Origin of the sequence: Nocardioides sp., from assembly GCF_036274455.1 — a bacterium.
GTDB lineage: Bacteria > Actinomycetota > Actinomycetes > Propionibacteriales > Nocardioidaceae > Nocardioides.
Genome location: NZ_DASUFR010000212.1, coordinates 1 through 20,702, shown reverse-complemented (window position 1 = coordinate 20,702; position 20,702 = coordinate 1). Strand labels below are relative to the sequence as shown.

17 protein-coding genes are annotated in these 20,702 nt (G+C 72.5%); 7 read left to right on the top strand and 10 right to left on the bottom strand.

Features of this window, described 5'->3' with window-relative positions; translation table 11 throughout:
* The 5 genes from VFV89_RS20395 to VFV89_RS20375 all read right to left on the bottom strand — a co-directional run.
* Window positions 1–2,598 (bottom strand): ATP-binding protein (locus VFV89_RS20395; protein WP_329707810.1); only part of this gene is annotated, 2,598 nt, incomplete at its 3' end.
* A gap of 51 nt (window positions 2,599–2,649) precedes the next feature.
* Window positions 2,650–3,156, bottom strand: a complete 507-nt coding sequence (locus tag VFV89_RS20390; RefSeq protein WP_329707809.1) for a carbonic anhydrase — start codon at window positions 3,154–3,156, stop codon at window positions 2,650–2,652.
* A 39-nt stretch (window positions 3,157–3,195) separates the two neighbouring features.
* The gene (locus VFV89_RS20385) at window positions 3,196–4,986 is read right to left on the bottom strand and encodes an MFS transporter (RefSeq protein ID WP_329707808.1); all 1,791 of its coding nucleotides are present in this window, start codon (window positions 4,984–4,986) and stop codon (window positions 3,196–3,198) included.
* Complete coding sequence (locus tag VFV89_RS20380) at window positions 4,983–5,699, bottom strand: LppX_LprAFG lipoprotein (RefSeq protein ID WP_329707811.1); 717 nt, start codon at window positions 5,697–5,699, stop codon at window positions 4,983–4,985. The genes VFV89_RS20385 and VFV89_RS20380 overlap by 4 nt, the downstream gene beginning before the upstream one ends.
* A 28-nt stretch (window positions 5,700–5,727) precedes the next feature.
* Window positions 5,728–8,214 (bottom strand): DNA topoisomerase IV subunit A, encoded by a 2,487-nt coding sequence (locus VFV89_RS20375; protein ID WP_329707807.1) that lies wholly within the window; start codon window positions 8,212–8,214, stop codon window positions 5,728–5,730.
* A gap of 241 nt (window positions 8,215–8,455) precedes the next feature.
* Here VFV89_RS20375 and VFV89_RS20370 point away from each other — a divergent pair, with 241 nt between their 5' ends.
* The 4 genes from VFV89_RS20370 to VFV89_RS20355 are packed head-to-tail and all read left to right on the top strand — an operon-like array spanning window position 8,456 to window position 13,503.
* Window positions 8,456–11,170, top strand: a complete 2,715-nt coding sequence (locus tag VFV89_RS20370; protein ID WP_414690415.1) for a GNAT family N-acetyltransferase — start codon at window positions 8,456–8,458, stop codon at window positions 11,168–11,170.
* Between the two features lie 30 nt (window positions 11,171–11,200).
* Entirely contained in the window at window positions 11,201–11,788 is a 588-nt protein-coding gene (locus tag VFV89_RS20365; protein WP_329707805.1) for a DUF5998 family protein, read from the top strand.
* Complete coding sequence (locus VFV89_RS20360) at window positions 11,785–12,906, top strand: nucleotide pyrophosphatase/phosphodiesterase family protein (protein ID WP_329707804.1); 1,122 nt, start codon at window positions 11,785–11,787, stop codon at window positions 12,904–12,906. The genes VFV89_RS20365 and VFV89_RS20360 overlap by 4 nt, the downstream gene beginning before the upstream one ends.
* A gap of 24 nt (window positions 12,907–12,930) precedes the next feature.
* Window positions 12,931–13,503, top strand: a complete 573-nt coding sequence (locus tag VFV89_RS20355; protein ID WP_329707803.1) for a hypothetical protein — start codon at window positions 12,931–12,933, stop codon at window positions 13,501–13,503.
* A gap of 9 nt (window positions 13,504–13,512) precedes the next feature.
* Here the strand turns inward: VFV89_RS20355 and VFV89_RS20350 are convergent, their stop codons facing one another.
* The 4 genes from VFV89_RS20350 to VFV89_RS20335 form a co-directional block, all read right to left on the bottom strand.
* Window positions 13,513–14,994: a multicopper oxidase family protein gene (locus tag VFV89_RS20350; protein WP_329707802.1), complete on the bottom strand. Its 1,482-nt coding sequence runs from the start codon at window positions 14,992–14,994 to the stop codon at window positions 13,513–13,515.
* A 4-nt stretch (window positions 14,995–14,998) separates the two neighbouring features.
* Entirely contained in the window at window positions 14,999–15,481 is a 483-nt protein-coding gene (locus tag VFV89_RS20345) for a hypothetical protein (protein ID WP_329707801.1), read from the bottom strand.
* 148 nt (window positions 15,482–15,629) lie between these two features.
* Window positions 15,630–16,298: a thymidine kinase gene (locus tag VFV89_RS20340; RefSeq protein ID WP_329707800.1), complete on the bottom strand. Its 669-nt coding sequence runs from the start codon at window positions 16,296–16,298 to the stop codon at window positions 15,630–15,632.
* A 30-nt stretch (window positions 16,299–16,328) separates the two neighbouring features.
* Entirely contained in the window at window positions 16,329–16,739 is a 411-nt protein-coding gene (locus VFV89_RS20335) for a DUF2000 domain-containing protein (RefSeq protein ID WP_349256874.1), read from the bottom strand.
* A 49-nt stretch (window positions 16,740–16,788) separates the two neighbouring features.
* Between VFV89_RS20335 and VFV89_RS20330 the strand changes: the two genes are divergently transcribed.
* The 3 genes from VFV89_RS20330 to VFV89_RS20320 are packed head-to-tail and all read left to right on the top strand — an operon-like array spanning window position 16,789 to window position 19,802.
* On the top strand, window positions 16,789–17,574 hold the full coding sequence (locus VFV89_RS20330) for an AraC family transcriptional regulator (RefSeq protein ID WP_329707798.1): 786 nt from the start codon (window positions 16,789–16,791) through the stop codon (window positions 17,572–17,574).
* 16 nt (window positions 17,575–17,590) lie between these two features.
* Window positions 17,591–18,415 (top strand): sulfurtransferase, encoded by an 825-nt coding sequence (locus VFV89_RS20325; RefSeq protein ID WP_329707797.1) that lies wholly within the window; start codon window positions 17,591–17,593, stop codon window positions 18,413–18,415.
* A gap of 19 nt (window positions 18,416–18,434) precedes the next feature.
* Window positions 18,435–19,802, top strand: coding sequence for a glucose-6-phosphate dehydrogenase (locus VFV89_RS20320; protein ID WP_329707796.1), 1,368 nt, complete (start codon window positions 18,435–18,437; stop codon window positions 19,800–19,802).
* Between the two features lie 18 nt (window positions 19,803–19,820).
* Here VFV89_RS20320 and VFV89_RS20315 read toward each other — a convergent pair.
* Window positions 19,821–20,702: SDR family NAD(P)-dependent oxidoreductase (locus VFV89_RS20315; protein ID WP_329707795.1), on the bottom strand; the 882-nt coding region annotated here is incomplete at its 5' end.

The window sequence follows — 20,702 nt, the reverse complement described above, 5'->3', positions numbered from 1 at the left end:
CTCCCCACTTTGCGGGTCCTGCGCGGGGAGCAGGCCGAGTCGGCGGGCCTTCGTGACGGCCTCGTGCCGGTTCGCCACGCCGAGCTTGGCCAGCACAGAGGAGACGTGGTGGTCGACGGTCTTGGCCGAGATCACCAGGCGCGCCGCGATCTCCTCGTTGGTCTGTTCCTGGGCGAGCTCCTCCACGACCTCCTGCTCGCGGCGGGTGAGGCCGTGCGAGTGCTCCCGGGTGGTGCGGCGTGGTCCGACCGGTACGCCGCGCGCACCGGCCTCGCGCAGCTTCCGCCGTGCCAGCCGGGCGGTCGCCTCCGCCCCGAGCGCGTCCAGCCTGGTCACGGCCTCGCGCCAGTGGTCCTCGTGGGGGCTGTCCAGAAGGGTCAGCGCGGCGTCGTACGGCGCGCCCAGCGCGTCCCAGGTCGAGACGGCCTCGTCGACGTCGCCGCTCAGCTGGACGGCGTACGCCGCCTCGACGGTCAGGCCCAGCGGCTCGAGGCCCAGCCGCGCCAGCCAGGTGTCGACCATGCCGCGGGTGGCGGGGTCCACGTGCTCGGCGGTGGCTGCGGCCAGCCGGCACTCGGCGACCGCGGCCGACGTGTCGCCCTCGAGCCAGTAGGCCTCCGCCCGCGCCAGATGGATGGGCGCGAGGTACTGCGCCTCACCGAGGGCCGTCCCGTCGGCCAGCGCGGTGTCCAGCTGCTCCCACGCTTCAGGGTTGCCGCGCCGGGCCAGGATCTTCCCCACGGTGAAGTGGGTCGACAACCTGTTGACGGGGGAGAGCTCGGCAGCGGCCATCCGGCCGAGCCCCAGCGCCACGGCCTCCTCGAACCGCCCGGTCGCCTCGAGGTTCACGACCCGGCCGCCGAGGAGGCAGTTCACGTAGGTCGGCATGTCGTGGGTCTCGCAGTACTCGAGGCCCTCGTCGTAGATCCGCTCGGCCAACGAGAAGTCCAATGACGCGGTCGCGCTGGCCTGGAGGTTGGCGTAGGCGCGGCCGGCGGCGCTGTCGGCGCCGGCGTCCAGCGCGACCGCCAGGGAGCGCTCGAGCGCCTCCTGCCAAGGTCTGCGAAGGTGCTGCTGGATGCAGGCGATGGTGTTGAGCACGTCGCTGACGACGTCGAGGAGACCGAGCCTCTCGGCCATCGGCAAAGCCCGGTCGGCCACGCTGAGCGAGACCTCGTAGTCGCCGGCCATCGCCGTCGTCGACGCCTCGCCGGCCAGCGCGCGGGCCAGCTCTTCGGTCTCGCCGAGTGGCTCCAGCAGCTCCACGGCCTGCCTGCTCGCCGCGTCGGACTCCTGGCCTCTGCACAGCCGCCAGTAGGCCGTCGAGAGCCGGCGGACCCCGTCGCCCTCGCGCAGCCCGTCACCCACGGTCCGCCAGAGCTCCAGCGCGGTCTCCCGGGTCTCGAGGGAGTCCTCCCACCGGTCGAGCAGGCCGTACTCGTCGGCCAGTCCGTCGAGGAGCAGGGCCCGGGTCCGGTCGTCACCGGCACCCGCCCAGCGCAGCGCGCGTTCGTACTGGGCCGCCGCCTCGCGGTGCGAGCCCAGCGCGGCGGCGTACTGCGCGGCCAAGGTTGCGTGAGCCTGCGCGGCAACCGCGTCCGAGGCTCCTTCGGCGTGGTAGGCGAGTCGGGCGTCGTCGTCGACGTCCTTTGCGCGGAGCAGGGCCAGGATCCGCCCGTGGAGCGGGGCGCTGCGATGCGGAGGCAGGCCGTCCTCGACGGCCCGCCTCGTGATCTCGTGGCGGAACCGCAGGTCCGGCCCGTCCGGCACCAGCAGCCCGCTGTCGACCAGCTCGTCGACCGCCTCCGGGCTAGGGTCCGCCACGGCGTCCAGCAGCTCGAGGTCGACGCGGGAGCCGAGCAGCGAGGCGACCTCGAGCGCCCGGCGGGCGGGTCGGGTGAGCGCGTCGACGCGGCCCAGCACCGCCTCGCGGGCCGAGGCAGGCAGCCGGCTCCCTCGGTCGTGCAGCACCTCGGTCAGGAAGAACGGGTTGCCCCCGGTCAGGTGGTGCAGCTCGTCCGCGGGCCGGCCCGACCCGGCCGCCAGCACCCGCACCGCCGATGCGGTGAGCCGGGGTACGTCGACCCGGCGCGTGCTCCGCTGGGTCGACAGCTGGGCCAGGCAGCGCCGCAGCGGATGGCCGGGGGCGACCTCGTCGTCCCGGTAGGTGACGAAGACCAGCACCTGCTGGGTGCGCAGCCGCTTCCCGACGAAGCGCAGCAGGTCCAGCGTCGCCTCGTCGGCCCAGTGCACGTCCTCGAAGACGAGCGCGGTCAGGTCGCGCGAGCCGGCCAATGCACCCAGCAGCGCCTGGAAGATCTCCTCCCGGGTCGACCCGCGAGCGATGGTCTCGCGCAGTGGGCCACCGAGCTGCCCCGCGATGTCGAGCAGCGGTCCGAGCGGCCGCGGCGTGAACAGGCCGTCGCAGGCGCCCCAGCCCCACACAGCGTCGGGCTCGCGGCGCTCGAACTCCTCGACGAGCGCCGACTTGCCGACCCCGGCCTCGCCGGAGACGAGCACCAGCCGGCCCTCACCACGCCGCGCGTCGGCGGCGTACTCGTCCAGGGTCGCGAGCTGGAGCTCGCGTTCGAGCAGCATGCGTCGATTCTCCGCTGGTCCGGGGCAGCGGCCCATGGCCCATACGGGCCACTAGAACCGCTGCTCGAGCAGCCCGGTGTCGACGTCGTAGACGAAGCCCCCGACCCGGACCGAGTCCGGGATCAGCGGGTGCGAGCGGATGGCCTGGATGTCGTCCTCGAGCGCGGCCAGCTGGTCGGTGACGACGCTGAACATCTGCCAGTCGGCCGAGACGCCGGCGGACTCCGCGATCCGCTGGCGCAGCTCTCGCTCGGAGGCGGCGGTCATCGCGCACCGTGTGTGGGGGACCACCAGGATCCGGCTCACGTTGAGCAGGTGCACCCCGAGCACGAGCGCCTCCAGCGCCTGCTCGGTGACCCGGCCGCCGGGGTTGCGGAAGATCTTCGCGTCGCCCGGCCGCAGGCCGACCATGGTAAGCGGGTCGATCCGGGAGTCCATGCAGGTGACGATGGCGACCCCCGCGTGCGCGATGCCGTCGAAGCCGGCGAGGTCGAAGGTCGCGGCGTACGCGCGGTTGGCCGCCAGCAGGTCGTCGAACCCGGTCTCGTCCTCGCCCACGTCTGCGAACGCTAACGGGTCGGCGAGGCCAGCCCGACCTCAGCCCACGGAGCGGAGCGCCTCGGCGGCATCGACCGAGCGGGTGGCCGCGTGCCGGAAGAGCACCAGCGCGAGCACGCCTGCCGCGACCGCGCAGAACACGGCGCCGAGGAAGACGGTCTGCTCCTGAGCCACGCCGGCGGCCTTCTGCAGGTCGCGGTAGGCCCCGCACATCTTCGGTCCGCCGCACACCTCGGCGACGCTCTGGAGCGCGTCCTGCTTGGCGTAGTAGCGGTGCAGCCCGATCGTGGTCAGCGCCGAGATGCCGACGAGCATGCCGACCATCCGGGCGACCACCACCATCGCGGTCGCGACGCCGTGCACCTCGGCCTCGGTGGCGGCCAGGACCGCCGCGTTGACGGGCGCCAGCGCCAGGCCGAAGCCGAAGCCACAGATCACCAGGGCCACGTTGGACGAGGGGTCGTGCAGCGTGTCGACGCCCCAGCGCGACATCAGCCCGAACCCGACCGCGGACATGGCCATGCCGGCCGCGGCCACCACCCCGGCGCTGCGGGTCCGGATCAGGTAGCCGCCGACCACGGCCCCGACCGGCAGCGCGACCAGGAACCGGACCAGCACTAGGGCGGCCATCAGCTGAGAGCTGCGGTAGACGGTGGTCCGGGCGTAGATCGGGATGTCGATGAGGGCCGCGATCAGTGCCGCGCCGACGAAGAAGCTCACCACGACGGCGCCCCAGGCCGGCGTACGACGCAGCGCACCGCGGGGGAGCAGGGGCGCCTCGGCCCGGCGCAGGTGCAGGACCAGGGCGACCGTGGCCACCGCGGAGCCGAGGAGGTACCACCACCCCTGGTCGGAGAAGACCTGCACCGAGGGGTCCGCGGTAGCGAAGGCGAGGATGATGCCGCCGAGCGCGATCGCGAGGAGCAGGGCGCCGGTGAGGTCCGCCTCGCGCGCGCTGCGCCCCCAGCCGCGCAGGTCGACCAGCGGCCGCTTCGCGGTGGCGCAGCGGAGGAGGAACAGCAGCAGCCCGGCCATCGCGACCACGCCGACCGGGGTCAGCCAGCGGCCCTCGCCGGCGAAGGGGATGAAGTACTCACCCCAGGTCAGGTCGCTGACCAGGCTCGACGGGCGGAGGAGGACGATCCCGCCGACGACGAGGGTGACCAGGAGGAGGACCAGCCCGATCAGGTCGGGCAGGTGCCGTCGCTGCGGTGGTCTCGGAGGCTGCCCGGTGACCGGCTCGGACCCTCCGGTCGCGCGGATCGCCGCGGCCAGCACCAGGCCCACCGCGAAGTTGATGAGGAAGATCTCCGGCCAGTCGGCCAGCGCGAGGACCACCGCGCCGAACAGCGGGCCGACGACCGAGCCGAGCTCCTGGACCGCCGAGACGACGCCGAGGGGTACGCCGCGTCTGTCAGCTGGGTAGAGGTCGGCGACCAGGGCGAGCGTGGCCGGGACCAGGCCGCCGCCGCCGACGCCCTGCAGGAACCTGCCGACCACCATGCTGGGCAGGTCGTAGGCGAGGGCGGTCACCAGCGAGCCGGCCGCGAAGACGACCAGCGCGGCGGTCAGGACGGGCAGCCGGCCGCGCAGGTCGGCGATCCTGCCGATCAGCGGCAGCATGGCGACGTAGCCGAGCAGGAAGCCGGAGACGATCGGCGCCGCGCGCTGGAGCTCGTCGATCGGGACGCCGACGCTGCCCATCATCTCCGGCAGTGCGAGCACGACCACGTAGGTGTCTGCCGCGGCGAAGGCCACCGCGACGGCAGCGAGGGTGAGGAGGACCCGCGGCGAGCGGGGCCTGCTCACCTCCGGGACCTGGCCGGTCACGGCGCCGTGATGTCCTTCTGGGTGCCGTAGTCGTCGAGGGTCAGCGTGTAGGTCACGTCGCCGTGCTCCTCGCCGTAGAAGGCGCCCTTGAGCACCGCCCCGCGGAGCTCGTCGTCCTCGCTGATCGTGTAGGTGAACTCGAAGTCACCCTCGGCGGACGGGATGAGGGCGCTGACGGCGTCGCTGGCGATGGTCCCGGTGTACTCGGTGAGGATCTCCTTGTTGTCCTCGCCGCCGCGCACGGTGTCGCCGGTCTTGACGTCCTCGGCCGCCGACAGCAGCCCGGAGAACCCGCCGTCGGGGTCCATCAGCTTGGCCGGGTCGGGGGCGCCGTAGTCGGCGGGGTCGATCGGCGTCCAGTCGGGCAGCAGCAGGGAGTTCTTGGCGTAGGTCTTGCCCTCGACCGCGATGACGTCGGCGTCGGCGGGCAGCCCGTTGACGCTCAGCTTGAAGGTGCCCTCGAACGCCGAGGGGTGGACGCCCGTGCCCTCGGCGGCGGTGATGCCGGTGACGCCGTTCGGCAGGTCCTTCGTCGACATCTCGATCTTGACCCCGCTGGTCTCGTCGAGCGTCCGCTTGGCCGCGGCGAGCGCCTCCTCGGGGTCCTTCTTGCTGCCACCGTTGTCGTCGCTGCACGCGTTCAGCGTGACCAGGGCCAGTCCGAGCACCAGCGGAGCGGCCAGCCGGCGCGCGCGGACGGCCACGGACAGCATCACGGGGTCAGCCTCGCACAGGCCCCGCTCACGACGGCGGTGACGCGAAGCGGCCGAGCCGGGCGCCGACCGGACCCGCCACCGCGGCGATCGGCTGGCTCCCCGGGGTGCCGGACCCGTCGCGCTTGCCGGTGGCGTCCGGCAGGTCGACCGGGGCGCCGCTGGCCGCCGCCGCCCGGGCCGGCGCGTCGCCCGCCCACGCCGCGACGAGGGTGTCCTCGCCCTTGAGGAAGCGGTGGCACCGGACACCGCCGGTGGCCCGGCCCTTGCCGGGGTAGTCGGAGAACGGCGTCACCTTGACCGCGCCCGGCTCCGTGCCGGGCAGCGCGGTGGACGAGCCGGAGGCGGTGACCACGACGTTGCCGTCAGCGGCGCCGGCGAGCGCGCCGAACCACACCACCCGCTCGCCCGGAGCCACGCGGATGCCCGCGATACCCCCGCCGGACCGGCCCTGCGGGCGCACCGAGCCGGCACCGAAGTGGAGGAGCTGGGCGTCGCTGCTGATGAAGCAGAGCGTCTCGGCACCCGTGGCGAGCTCGACCGCGCCGACCACCTCGTCGCCGTCGTCGAGCCGGATGACCTCCCACTCGTCCTTGGCCAGGACCTCGGGGTTGACCCGCTTGACCACGCCGTACCTGGTGCCGAGGGCCAGCCCGGGCCCGGCCTCGGTGAGGCTGCTGAGGGCCAGCACGCGCTCGCCCGGCTCGAGGGCGATGAGCTCGCTGACCGGCAGGCAGCCGTTGAGGTTGGGGTGGTTGGCCGACGGCGGAACGATCGCGGCGGTGAGGTCGAGCACGTCGAGCTTGATCAGCCGGCCCCGGGAGGTGACGAGCCCGACCTGCCCGCGGGCGGTCGCCAGGACCGCCGAGACGACGACGTCGTGGTTGGCCCGGTCGCCCCCCTCGCCGACCGGCTCGTCGCCGTCGGTCCGGGCGAGGAGCCCGCTCGAGGAGAGCATGACGAAGCAGGGGTCGTCGGTGATCTCGGCCGGCGCCTGGGTCATCGTGGGCAGGGTGCCGCCGAGCAGGACCGTACGGCGCGGGGTGCCGTAGGTCTTGGCCACCTCGGCCAGCTCGTCGGAGACCACCTTCTTCAGCAGCGCCTCGTCGGCCAGGATCGCCTCGAGCTCCTCGATCTCGCGGCGCAGCGTCTCCTGCTCCTTCTCCAGCTCGATCCGGCTGAACCGGGTGAGCCGGCGTAGCTGCATCTCGAGGATGTAGCTCGCCTGGGCCTCGGACAGGTCGAAGACGCTCATCAGCCGCTCGCGCGCGGCCGCGGCGTCGTCGCTGCCGCGGATGACCTGGATGACCTCGTCGATGTCGAGCAGTGCGATCAGCAGGCCGTCGACCAGGTGCAGCCGCTCGGCCTTCTTGTCGCGGCGGAACGCCGAACGGCGGCGTACGACGTCGTAGCGGTGCTCGAGGAAGACCTCGAGCAGCTGCTTGAGGCCCAGCGTGCGCGGCTGGCCGTCGACCAGGCAGACGTTGTTGATGCCGAAGGACTCCTCCATCGGGGTCAGCTTGTAGAGCTGCTCGAGGATCGCCTCGGGGACGAAGCCGTTCTTGACCTCGATGACCAGGCGGGTGCCGTTGGCCATGTCGGTGAGGTCCTTGACGTCGGCGATGCCCTGGAGCTTCTTGCTCTGCACCAGCACCTTGATCCGCTCGACGATCTTCTCCAGGCCCACGGCGTAGGGGAGCTCGGTCACCACGATGCCCTTGCGCCGGCCGACCGTCTCGACCCGGGCGGTGGCGCGCATCCGGAAGCTGCCACGCCCGCTCTCGTAGGCGTCGCGGATGCCCTCGAGGCCGACGATCTTGCCGCCGGTGGGCAGGTCGGGACCGGGGATGAACCGCATCAGCCCCTCGACGTCGGTGCCGGGGTGCGAGACGAGGTGGCGGAGCGCCTGCACCACCTCGACGAGGTTGTGGGGAGCCATGTTGGTGGCCATGCCGACCGCGATGCCGGTCGAGCCGTTGACGACCAGGTTGGGGATCGCCGCGGGCAGCACGACCGGCTCCAGCTCGCGGCTGTCGTAGTTGGGCTTGAAGTCGACGGTGTCCTCGTCGATGGAGGCGGTCATCGCGACCGCGGCCGGCGTCATCCGGCACTCCGTGTAGCGCATCGCCGCGGGCGGGTCGTCGCCGCCGGGGGAGCCGAAGTTGCCGTGCGGGTCGACCATCGGCAGCCGCATCGACCAGGGCTGTGCCATCCGGACCAGGGCGTCGTAGATCGCGCCGTCGCCGTGCGGGTGCAGCCGGCCCATGACCTCCCCGGCCACGCGTGCGCACTTGACGTGCCCGCGGTCGGGCAGGAGCCGCATGTCGTTCATCGTGTAGAGGATCCGGCGCTGCACGGGCTTGAGCCCGTCGCGGGCGTCGGGGAGCGCCCTGGAGTAGATGACGGAGTAGGCGTACTCGAGGAACGACGACTCCATCTCCTGCCTGATGTCGGTGTCGAGGATGTGCTCCTCGAAGTCGTCAGGGAGGTCCTGCTTGGTGCTGCGCCGTGCCATGGCCCCATCCTCTCCCGCGGCTGTTCGCGATCCGGCGGTGGCACGCCGCGGATCCCCGTCGTTGAGGGGTTTCTGGCTTCTGACGGCTGCGTTGGGATGGGGCCACCGCTGGTCGAGCCTGTCGAGACCGCCGCAGCCCGGGCTGGATGCCTGACCGGCGGCCATCTCGACAGGCGCGATGAGCGGTGGTGGGCCAGGTGGCTTCGCTGCGGCCGCAGCTCACCCCCGTGCCTCTCATACGATGAAGCCCGTGAGCGGCTCGGAGCAGGCGACGGCGGTGGAGCCGCCGCGGCACTGGGAGGCCGACGTCGTGCTGCGCGACGGCAAGACCGCGCACATCCGGCCGATCCGGCCCGAGGACGCCGAGCTGCTCGTGGAGTTCTACGGCCGGGTCTCCGACCGGTCGAAGTACTACCGGTTCTTCTCGCCGATGCCGACCCTGTCGGACCGGGACGTCGAGCGGTTCACCCACGTGGATCACGACCACCGGGTGGCGTTCGTGCTGACGCTGCAGGGCCAGATGATCGCGGTGGGGCGCTACGACGTGGTCTCGCCCGGTGAGGCCGAGGTCGCCTTCCTCGTCGAGGACCAGCACCAGGGGCGGGGGATCGCCCAGATCCTGCTCGAGCACCTCGCCCAGGCGGGCCGGGAGCGCGGGATCGAGCGGTTCGTGGCCGACGTGCTGCCCGACAACCAGCGGATGATCCAGACCTTCCGGGACGCCGGCTACCGCGTGGTCAGCGCCTACGACGAAGGAGTGCTCCAGCTGGAGTTCCCCATCGAGCCGACCGACACCGCGATCGGGATCATGCAGGGCCGCGAGCACGTCGCCGAGGCGGCGTCGATCCACCGGTTCCTCAACCCCCGGTCCGTCGCGGTGATCGGCGCCAGCCGGCGGCAGGACACGATCGGCCAGGCGCTGGTGCGCAACCTCGTGACCGGCGACTTCACCGGTCGGGTCTACGCCGTCAACCCCAGCGCCCGAGCCGTGTCCGGCCTGCCCACCTATACCAACGTCAGCGACATCCACGACGACGTGGACGTCGCGATCGTCGCGGTGCCGGCCGAGTCGGTCGAGGACGTCGTGCTCGACTGCGCCGCCAAGGGCGTGCACGGCCTGGTGGTGATCTCCTCGGGCTTCGCGGAGACCGGTGAGGAGGGGCGGCAGCGGCAGCGCCGGCTGGTCGGCCTCTCGCGCTCGTACGGCGTCCGGCTGATCGGCCCGAACGCCCTCGGCATCATCAACACCGACCCCGCGGTCTCGATCAACGCCTCGCTGGCCGGGCTGATGCCGCCACGCGGCCGGGCCGGGTTCTTCTGCCAGTCCGGTGCGCTCGGCTCGGCGATCCTCGAGAAGGTCAACGCCCGCGGCCTGGGGCTGTCGACGTTCGTCAGCGCCGGCAACCGCGCCGACGTGTCGGGCAACGACCTCCTGCAGTACTGGGAGGAGGACGAGTCGACCGAGGTCGTGATGATGTACCTCGAGTCGATCGGCAACCCGCGCAAGTTCTCGCGCATCGCGCGCCGGGTCTCGCTCCGCAAGCCGATCATCGCGGTCCGCTCCGGCCGCACCACCCAGGGCATCCCGATGGGCCACTCGGTACGCAGGATCGCCGCCCCGCCGCAGGCCGTGGACGCGATGTTCCGCCAGGCCGGGGTGATCCAGGTCGACACCCTCGACGACCTGTTCGACGTCGCCCAGCTCGTCGCGCACCAGCCGCTGCCGCGCGGCCGGCGGGTCGCGATCGTCGGCAACTCCGATGCGCTCGGGCTGCTCGCCGCGGACGCCGCGGCCGCGGTCGGGCTGGTCGTCAACAAGCAGGTCGCGCTGAGCGCGGAGCCCACCCCGGAGGACTTCGAGGACGCCCTCGACGACGCGATCGACGACCCGGACATCGACGCGGTGGTCGTCGTCTACATCCCGCCGCTCAACGTCGCGGGCGAGCAGATCGCCAACGTGCTGGCCGCCGTCGGCGAGCAGTCCGACAAGCCGCTGGTCTCAACCTTCCTCGGGGCCGAGGGCATCCCGGAGCTGCTCCGGGTCCCCGACGTCGCGGGCTCCACGGCCGGCCGCGGATCGGTGCCGTCCTACCCGGCCGTCGAGGCCGCGGTGCGGGCGCTCGCCCGGGTGGTCGAGTACGCCGTCTGGCTCCGCACCCCCGACGGCGAGGCAGCCGACCCGGAGGCGGTCGACCTGGCCCGGGCCCAGCAGGTCATCGGCCGCGCGCTCGCGGCGCAGCCGGACGGGGCCGACCTCGACGACGCGGCACTGACCGAGCTGCTCGCCGCCTACGACATCCACCTGTGGGAGAGCCGCCCGGTCACGACCCTGCGCGCGGCGCAGAAAGCCGGCCGCGAGCTCGGCTGGGACGTCGTCCTCAAGGCCACCGCCGAGCGGGTCCGCGAGCGCCCCGACCTGGCGCACGTCTGGCGCAACATCGACTCGCCGTCGGAGATGCGCGACGCCTGGGAGAGCCTCCTGGAGGTCGTCGGCGAGCCGGACCAGGCCGGGTACGTCGTGCAGAAGAACGCCCCGCCCGGCGTACCGATCGCCATCCGCAGCCTCGAGGACCCGCTGTTCGGCCCGGTCGTCTCCTTCGGCATCAGCGGACCGGTCATCGAGCTGCTCTCGGACGTGTCCTACCGGATCCCGCCGCTCTACAAGCACGACACCGCTGCGATGGTCCGCGAGGTCCGCTCCTCGCCGATGCTGTTCGGCTACCGCGGCAGCGAGGTCGTCGACGTCGACGAGGTGGAGCGGCTCATCCAGCGGGTCGCGCAGCTGCAGAACGACCTGCCGCAGGTCCGCTCGCTGGAGCTGTCGCTGGTGCTGGCGGGGGCGACGGGCTCGACGGTGCTCACCGCCGCGGCCCGGGTGGAGCCGGTCACCGACCCGCGCTCGGACTGGTTCGTGCGCCGGATGCCGTCGGTGCCGGGGGACACCGCCCCCGGGTGAGGCAGACAGGCTCGTGCCAGACTCCACCACATGCCTCTCCGCACCACCGACGACCAGGACCGCAGCCTCGAGCTGCGGGACGCGATCGACCGCACCGGCTACTACCCCGAGGTGGTCATCGACAGTGTCTCCGCTGCGGTCGCGGGGGAACGGGTGGTCTCCTACTACGTGCACCACGAGCCGACCTTCGACCGCGACGAGGTGCGCCGTCACCTCTCGGTCATGGTGCTCACCCCGAGCCGCCTGATCATCGTCCACACCGACGAGCACGCCGGTGACGACCTGCTGCCCGAGCCCTACACCTCGACGTCGTCCGAGGCGATCCGGCTCAGCTCGGTCACCTCGGTGGTCGTGACCAGGATGGTGGCCAACCCGACCAAGGGCTCGGCCCCGCCGGCGGAGGCCGTCATCACCCTCGGCTGGGGCGGCGTCGGCCGCCTGGACCTCGAGCCGGCCGCCTGTGACGACCCGCAGTGCGAGGCCGACCACGGCTACACCGGTGTGCTGGCCTCCGACGACTTCTCGCTGCGGGTGTCGGCCGCCGCCGACGGCGAGGACGCGGTGGCCGGGCTGTTGTCGTTCGCCGAGCAGCTGTCCGCCCGGACCCACTCGAGTTGAGCGGTTTCGTCGAGCCCGCCTACGGCCGGCGCGGGCTCGGGGACGTCGTGCCCGCCGTCGGCCGCGCACTCGGCACCGACGTGCTGCCGCCCCCGTCGGCCCTGGAGCTGCCCGCGGCGCCGGCCTACGTCGTCTTCCTCGTCGACGGCCTCGGCTCCCGGCTGCTGCAGAAGTACGCCCACGCCGCGCCGTACCTCTCCTCCCTGCTGGACGGCGTCGAGCCCGGCACCGCCGGCGTCCCGTCGACCACGGCCACCAGCCTCACCTCGCTCGGGACCGGCCTGACGCCCGGGACGCACGGCGTGGTCGGCTTCACCAGCCGGGTGCCCGGGACCGAGAAGCTGCTCAACGCGCTGTTCTGGGACAAGTCGGTCGACCCGCTGGAGTGGCAGCCGCATCCGACCGCGTTCTCCCGGCTGGCCCACGCCGGGGTTCGCGTCGACGTGGTCAACAAGCGTGAGTTCGACCGCAGCGGCCTCACGGTCGCGGCCCATCGAGGAGCCGGCTATATCGGCGCGGACCGGATCGGCGAGCGCATCGCCGGTGCGGTGGCCGGGTCGGCGCACCGTCCCTCGCTCACCTACCTCTACGACGGCGACCTCGACTGGACCGGGCACCGCTACGGCGTCGACTCGGCCCAGTGGCTCCAGCAGCTCGCCGCGATCGACGCCGAGACGGTCCAGCTGCGGGAGTCCCTGCCGGACGAGGTGCGGCTCGTGGTCGTGGCCGACCACGGGATGGTCGACGCGACCGATCCCGCGTCCCGGCTCGACGTCGACGACCACGACGAGCTTCGCGACGGGCTGGTCCTGCTCGGGGGCGAGGCGCGGTTCCGGCACCTCTACTGCGCGGAGGGTGCCGCCTCGGCGGTGGCCGGTGCTTGGAGCGAGCTGCTGGGCAACCGCGCGGTGGTCCTGCTCCGCGAGGACGCGATCGAGCGTGGCTGGTTCGGACCGGTGACCGAGTCCGTCCTGCCGCGGCTCGGCGACGTGGTGGTCGCCGCCCGCGGCGACGTGGGGATGTTCTCCCGCCGCGACTTCGGCTACGAGATGAGCCTGATCGGGCTGCACGGGTCGCTCACGCCGGATGAGATGCTGATCCCGATCCTTGTCGGCTGAGCTCCCCGGCGGCACGATGCGGCCATGGTCGGAGTCCCGCTCACCGTGCGCTGCTTGGTGGCCACCGGCGCCGCCGCGGCCCTGATCGGCTGCTCGCCCGGCTCCGACACCGGCTCCGACACCGGCTCCGACCCCGCATCCGGCCCCGCATCCGGCCCGCGGCCAGAGTCGGCAACGAGCTCGGCCGCCACGACCGCTGCTCCGGCCGTCGACCCCGGGAGGCAGGCCTACCTCGACGCGGTCAACTCGCTCTGCGACGCGCTGCTGCCGAAGGTCGTCGAGGCCACCCGCGGCGGGAGCACCGACGTGCCCGCGACGGAGTGGGTCACGACCTGGCCCGCCCACAAGGCGCTGCTGGACGGGTTCGACGCCGACCTCGCGAAGGTCACGGTGCCACCGGCCGCGAAGGACTCCGCCGAAGTGATGGCGGCGTACGTCGTCTGGGCGAACGGGATCGACGAGCGCCGGATCACGGCCGCCAGGAAGGGCGAGAAGGCCTGGCAGGCCGAGCTGGCGGCCGAGGTCGGCATCGAGAGCACCCCGGCCCTGACCGCGCTCGGCCCGGCCGGCTTCTCGCAGAACTGTCAGGCCCGCTGAGCTGCCGGCTCACTCGGGCTGGTTGCCGGGCTTCCCGCCGACGCGGAACGACGAGTCCACCCCCGTGTACATGAGGTGAGCGACCAGCCCCTGCTGCGCGTGCGGCAGGTTGTGGCAGTGGTCCATCCAGATCCCCGGGTTGTCGGCCACGAAGGCGATCTCGAAGGTCTCACCGTCCTTCACCTCCAACGAGTCGATCCACCACGGGCTGCCCGTGGCCGGCTCGCCGTTGCGCGACAGGACCACGGCGTGGTGGCCGTGCAGGTGCATCGGGTGGTTGTCGCCGCTCCCGTTGTCGATGGTGAAGACGACCACGTCGCCCTCGGACACCATGTACATGGGCACGTCGGGGTACAGGTGGCCGTTGACCGTCCACCAGAGGCCGGGCCGGCCGTCGAGGAAACCGGGCCGACGACCGATGCGGTAGTCGAAGCGCCGGTCCGCGTCCGCCGGGTCGAAGCCGAGGTCGGCCGGCTGCCCGTAGCCCAGCAGGTCCACGAAGTCCTCGGGCGCGCGCGGCTCGTCCCCATCGGTCGGGTCGCCGCCGAAGACCATCGTGTTGCCGGCGCCGAAGTCGACCCGGACGCCGTCAGGGGGCACGACGAAGCCCAGGTCTACCCGTCCGCCGGCGGGCACGGGGTACTTCTCGTCCTCTATCGGATCGGGCTCGTTGACGTCGCGGCCGTCCACGGCGACGACCTGGTAGGGCGCACCGGTCACCCACAGCGGGGCCAGCCCGTTGTCGGTGTTGATGACCCGCAGCCGCACCTGGTCGCCGGGCCGGGCGTCGACCTCGCTCGTCCCCTCCTCGCCGTTGATGGTCGGCGTACCGCCGTAGCGGTGCAGCACGGCCAGCTCCTCGTGGACCCCCGCCACCTCGGTGTCGGGATGCACCACCAGGGCACCCAGGAGGCCGCGCCGGACCTGCTCGTGCGAGACCTGGTGGGAGTGGTACCAGTAGGTGCCGGCCTGGTCGGGGACGAACCGGTATACGAACTCCTCGCCCTCGTCGACCGCGTCCTGGGTGACGCCGGCCACCCCGTCCTCCGCGTTGGGCACATCGACGCCGTGCCAGTGCAGGGTGATGCCGTCGGGGACGTTGTCGTTGACCAGGTGGATCTCCACGAGCTGACCGACGGTCACGTCGATGGTCGGGCCGGGGGAGGTGCCGTTGACGGTGTAGTCGCCCCCGTCCCGCCGGACCGTCAGCGTCTCGGTGAAGTCAGCAGGGCGGTCGGTATCGGCCACGAGGTCCTTCACCGGGGTGCCGTGGTGCATCCCGTGGTGCTCGTCGACCGGACCGCCGCCCCAGTCGGGGTAGCCCATCTCTGCCATGTCGTAGCTGTCCGGCAGCAGGCTCGACTGCCACATCCACGCCAGCGGCACCAGCACCACCAGACTGGCAACGACCGCGATCCACGTGCGCGGCCGGGCACGAACGACGCCGGGCAGCCGGGCTCGCCACCCGGCCCGGTGAGGTACCTCGGTCACCCCGTCAGACGGTGGGCGCCGCCGGGCTCGGCACCGGCTCGCCCGAGGCGAGGGCGGCCGACGCCCGCTGGCCGGCCATGATCGCCACACCCATCAGCACCAGGGCGTTGATCCCGTGCAGGGCGCCGAACCCGGACCCGACGGAGCGGGAGAGCCCCGGCAGCACCAGGATCTGCAGGATCACGAGGACGACGATCGTCGCTGCGAGGACCACGCCCTTCGGCACCTTGGCGAAGAAGGAGACGATCAGCAGGGTCAGGGAGACCAACGGGATCAGGATCAGCCCGTTGAAGAACATGTGGATGGCGAAGCCGGTGTCGGCGCTACCGATCGACTCGCAGTCCTCCGTGCAGTCGAGGAACTCCTGGTCGATCACCCCGCCGTCGTCGATGAAGTTGGTGACACCGAAGAAGCCCCACGCGATCGCTCCTGCCTGCACGACGACGAGCACCGCGATGGTGTAAGCCAGGATTCGATAAGCCTTCACTGCGTTCCCCCTCAGAGTCACGTGTCTGCCCCGTCGCGGACACCCCGGGTACCGGGTCGGACCCGAGCATTCCGATGCGGTGGCGCCGGGGGCAACCGCCCGACCGGGCCAGATTGCGACCACTTCTGCTTGACAGTTCAACCAGAAGTCAGCTGAACGGCAGCGGCTCGGCGCCGAGCGCCACGGCGTGGGCCCGGGCCGCGGTCATCCTCCGGCGGTGGTGCATCCGGCACAGCACCTCGTAGGCGACCTCGGGCGGCCCGCCCTCGGGGGCGTCGCCGCCCGCCTGCTCGACGTCGCCCACGACGATGACCTCGCCCTCGACGACCATCGCGCCGTCCTCGGTGCGGGCGTTGTGGGTGGCCCGGCGACCGCACCAGCACAGCGCCTCGACCTGGAGCACGTGCGTCCGGTCCGCCAGCTCCACCAGCCTGGCGCTGCCCGGGAACAGCTCGCTGCGGAAGTCAGTGAGGATGCCGAAGGCGAACACGTCGAGCTGCAGGTCGTCGACGACCTTGGCGAGCTGATCGACCTGGTCGCGGGTGTAGAACTGCGCCTCGTCGCAGATCAGGTAGTCCACCCGGGCGCCCCGGGTGAGCTCGTCGACGACGTACTTCCAGAAGTGGAATGCCGCATCGACCTCGATCGCCTGGTGCTGGAGGCCGAGCCGGCTCGAGAGCATGGCCGTCCCGGCGCGGTCCTGGCTGGTGAAGATCCGCCCCACCAGGCCGCGCTGGGCCCGGTTGTGGTTGGTCTGCAGGGCCAGCGTGCTCTTGCCGGAGTCCATGGTCCCCGTGAAGAACTGCAGCTCGGCCACGGGCGCCACCCTAGGTGAAGCGCGACCCGGTCAGGGGTGGAGGCGAGCCCCCTTGACCGACCTGTCGACGCCGTTGCGCGGCCCGAATACCGCGATCCCCACCAGGTCGAGGTCGTCGCGAGGCACGGCGCGGACCACCGAGCGGTTGGCCTCGTCGTGGCCGGTCGTGAACATCTCCCCGGTGTAGATGCTCATCGGCAGCTCCCGGGACAGCGCCCGGGTGTGGGCGGCCTTCAGCGTGGCCGCGTCCGCCTCGAGCACGACGACCGGCTGGCCCAGGAGGGAGAGGTACGTCGTGCCGTCGGCGTCCTCGTAGGGCTCGCCGATGACCTGCGGCTGGGAGGCGGCGATCCCGCTGACCACGAACGCGGTCACGTTGAGCCGCTGCCAGGTCTCGAGGTCGTCGCGGACGAGCACGGCGATCTTGGTGTCGAACTTCACCGCGCGAGCGTCCCCTGCCGCGTTGCCCCCGGTCTTGTACGTTCCTGACATGACCGGAGCGCCGGAACGGGTGCGGGCCTGGCGGCCGCCGGTCCCGGGGCTGTCCGAGGTGCTGCACGCGCACTTCACCGAGCACGCCTACCCCTCGCACGTGCACGGTGAGTGGACCGTGCTCCTCGTCGACACCGGTGGCGTGGACTACCTGCTCGACGGCGTCGGGCAGCAGGCGGTCACCCGGCAGGTGACGGTGCTGCCGCCCTACGTCTCCCACGACGGGCGCTCGGCCGCCCCGGGTGGCTTCGACAAGCGGGTGCTCTACGTCGACGGGCGCTGGCTCCCCGAGCAGCTCACCGGAGCCGCGGTGCGGTCGCCGTCGCTGCGCGACGCCGAGCTCGTCGCGGCGGTCTCGGCGCTGCACTCCCGGCTCGGCGCCGGCGCCGACCCCCTCGAGGCCGAGTCCCGGCTGGCGATGGTGGCCGAACGGATCGCGCTCCACCTCTCGTCGGTCCCGGCCCCGTCGCCGGACCGCGACCCTGGGCTGGCGCGGCTGGTGCGCACCCGGCTCGAGGAGGACCAGCCGACCCTGGAGTCGCTCGCCGGTGAGCTCGGCACCCACCCCTCGCACCTGGTGCGGGTCTTCCGCCGCGAGTACGGCCTGCCTCCGCACCGCTACGTCGTCGGCCGCCGGCTGGACCGGGCCCGCAGGCTCCTGCTCGACGGCCGGCCCATCGCCGAGGTGGCCGCCGAGACCGGGTTCCACGACCAGTCGCACCTGACCCGGCACTTCCGGGCGCTGCTGGGCACCACCCCTGGGGCGTTCCGGAGCGCGGCCTGATGTGCAGGATGGTGGGGTGACCTCCCCGCTGATCTCCGCCACCGAGCTCCGCGGGCGGCTCGCCGAGGTGACCGTCCTCGACGTGCGCTACCGCACCGGCGGACCGGCCGGGCTCGAGGAGTACGCCGCCGGGCACGTCCCGGGTGCGGCCTACGTCGACCTCGACCGGGACCTGGCCGCGCCGCCGGGCCACCCCGACGGCCGGGGCGGCCGGCACCCGCTGCCCGAGCCGGACGTGTTCGGGGCGGCGATGCGGCGGGCCGGTGTCGCTGCCGGCCGCCCCGTCGTGGCCTACGACGACTGGGGCGGGCAGGCGGCGGCCCGCGGCTGGTGGCTGCTGCGCCACCACGGCCATGGCGACGTGCGGGTGCTGGACGGTGGGTGGCGGGCGTGGCGGGAGGCCGGCGGGGAGGTCGAGACCGGGCCGGTGGAGACGGCCGAGGGCGACTTCGAGCCCGGGCCCGGGTCGATGCCGGTGGTCGAGGCCGGCGGCGTGCTCGACGTACCCGCGCTCGTCGACGCCCGGGCGCCCGAGCGCTACCGCGGCGAGAGGGAGCCCATCGACCCGGTGGCCGGCCACATCCCGGGCGCCCTCAACGTGCCGACCGGCACCAACCTGGCCGTGGACGGCCGGTTCCGCGACCCCGCGCAGCTTCGGGCGCTCTACGAGGCTGCCGGCGTGCCGCTCGACGGCACCGAGGTCGCGGTCTACTGCGGCTCCGGGGTGACCGCGGTGCACGACCTCCTGGCGCTCGAGCTGGTTGGTGTCCGGGCGGCGCTCTACGCGGGCTCGTGGTCGGACTGGATCAGCGACCCCGACCGGCCGGTCTCCCGGGGGTGAGACCGGTTACCGGTAGGCCGTGCCGACGAAGATCGACAGCCTGCTGGTGCTGGGCGCGGACGGTGACCTGACCAGGCGGCTTCTGTTGCCCGGCCTGGCGGCCCTGCTGGCGAGCGACTGGGCGCCGCGCCGCACCCTGCTCGTCCTCGGCGCCGGGCTGGGCCAGCTCGGCGAGCGTGCCTGGCGCGACCGGGTCGCCGAAGCCTTCGCCGAGGGCGGGCACGGTAGGCGCGTGACGGAGACGGCGAAGAAGAGCCGCTACCGCACCTGCGACGTCACGTCGGTCGAGGAGCTCCGGGGCTTGCTCGAGGAGTGCGAGGGGACCCCGGCGATCTACTTCGCGCTGCCGCCGTCGGTGACGGCGCGGGTCTGCCAGGCACTCCGACTGATCGACCTCCCGGAGGGGACCGTGCTGGCGATGGAGAAGCCGTTCGGCACGGGGCTGGAGGAGGCCCGAGCGCTCAACGAGCTGGTCGGGACCCTGGTGCCGGAGCAGCAGGTCTTCCGGATCGACCACTTCCTCGGCCGCAGCGACGTGCTCAACATCGTGGGCGTCCGGTTCGCCAACCGGCTCCTGGAGCCGGTGTGGAACAACCAGCACGTCGAGTCGATCGAGGTCGTCTACGACGAGGCGCTGGGGCTCGAGGGCCGGGCCGGCTACTACGACAAGGCCGGTGCCCTCGTCGACATGGTGCAGAGCCACCTCCTGCAGGTGATGGCGCTGCTGATGATCGACCCGATCACCCGGGTCGACGAGCGCGAGCTCCGGTCCGCGAAGGCGGAGGTGCTGCGCGCGACGAGGCTCAAGGGCAGCCCGCGCACCGCGGGTCGCCGGGCGCGGTACACCTCGGGCACCCTGGGCGGACGAAAGCTCCCGGCGTACACCCGCGAGCCGGACGTCGACCCGAGGCGACGGACCGAGACCCTGGCCGAGCTCACGCTGGAGGTCGACTCGTGGCGCTGGGCCGGCGTGCCGGTGACCCTGCGCTCGGGGAAGGCGCTCGGACGGGCCCGCAAGGAGGCCGTGGTCACGTTGCGGAGCACGCCGCACCTCCCGGACGGGCTGCGGGGCCACAACACCCGGGACCGCATCACCATCGGCTTCAAGCCGGCCCGGCTGGCCCTGCACCTCGACGTCAGCGGCCCGGGCGACCCGTTCGAGCTGGACTCCGCTGTGCCTGCGGCCGAGCTGCCCGACGGCGACCTGCCGGCGTACGGCGAGGTGCTGGCCGGGCTGCTGGACGGCGACCCGCTGCTCGCGGTGCGCGGCGACAACGCCGAGGAGTGCTGGCGGATCATCGAGCCGGTCCTCGACGCCTGGCACGCGGACGAGGTGCCGATGGACACCTACGCCGCCGGGTCGGACGGCCCGCGAAGCTGGACGTAGCCGGGGACGAGACTCAGCTCACCAGTGCACGCCCTTGAAGACCCTGGCCAGCATGATCTGCTCCGACTCGCGGGTGCCGCTGGAGACCTGCTCGCCCTTGGCGGCGGCCGAGTCGGGGAAGACGTGGTAGGCGAGGTTGAGCACCCGGAAGGCGAGCTTCGGGGCGACGGTGTGGGCGATGGCGCCGAGGTTGCCGAGCGCGGTGTTGATCTCGTGCGGCCGCTCGACCATTGCCTTGATGACGAGGTCGGCAGCCTGCGCCGGCGAGATGGTCGGGAACTTGTCGTAGATCTTGGTCGGGGCGATCATCGGCGTTCGCACCAGCGGCATGTGGATGCCGGTGAAGGTGATCCCGTCGCCGACCAGCTCCGAGGCGACGACGTTGGACCACGAGTCGAGCGCTGCCTTCGAGGCGACGTAGGCGGAGAACCGCGGCGGGTTGGTCTGGACGCCGATCGAGCTGATGTTCACGATGTGGCCGCGCTTCTGCTTGCGCATCGCCGGGAGCAGCCCCATGACCAGGCGGATGGCGCCGAAGTAGTTGAGCTGCATGGTGCGCTCGAAGTCGTGGAACCGGTCGTGCGACAGCTTGAGCGAGCGCCGGATCGACCGGCCGGCGTTGTTGACCACGAAGTCGATCGAGGGCACCTGCGCGGTGATCTCCTTGCACAGCGTGTCGATGGCGTCGAGGTCGGAGAGGTCGCAGGGGAAGACGAGGGCTCGGCCTCCGCGCCGCTCGATCGTGGCCCGGGTCTCCTCGAGCTTGTCCCTGCCGCGTGCGACCAGCACCGGGATTCCGCCGCACTGCGCGACCTTGAGCGCGGTCACCTTGCCGATCCCGGACGACGCGCCGGTGATCACGACGTACTTGCCCCGTAGCGCCTCGCGGTTCTTCGGGTC

Excerpts from the sequence above, each read along its gene's own strand:
- VFV89_RS20330 (WP_329707798.1), top strand. The coding sequence starts at position 16,789 with ATGACCGGAGCGCCGGAACGGGTGCGGGCCTGGCGGCCGCCGGTCCCG.
- VFV89_RS20380 (WP_329707811.1), bottom strand. The coding sequence starts at position 5,699 with ATGCTGTCCGTGGCCGTCCGCGCGCGCCGGCTGGCCGCTCCGCTGGTG.
- VFV89_RS20375 (WP_329707807.1), bottom strand. The coding sequence starts at position 8,214 with ATGGCACGGCGCAGCACCAAGCAGGACCTCCCTGACGACTTCGAGGAG.
- VFV89_RS20365 (WP_329707805.1), top strand. The coding sequence starts at position 11,201 with ATGCCTCTCCGCACCACCGACGACCAGGACCGCAGCCTCGAGCTGCGG.
- VFV89_RS20370 (WP_414690415.1), top strand. The coding sequence starts at position 8,456 with ATGAAGCCCGTGAGCGGCTCGGAGCAGGCGACGGCGGTGGAGCCGCCG.
- VFV89_RS20355 (WP_329707803.1), top strand. The coding sequence starts at position 12,931 with ATGGTCGGAGTCCCGCTCACCGTGCGCTGCTTGGTGGCCACCGGCGCC.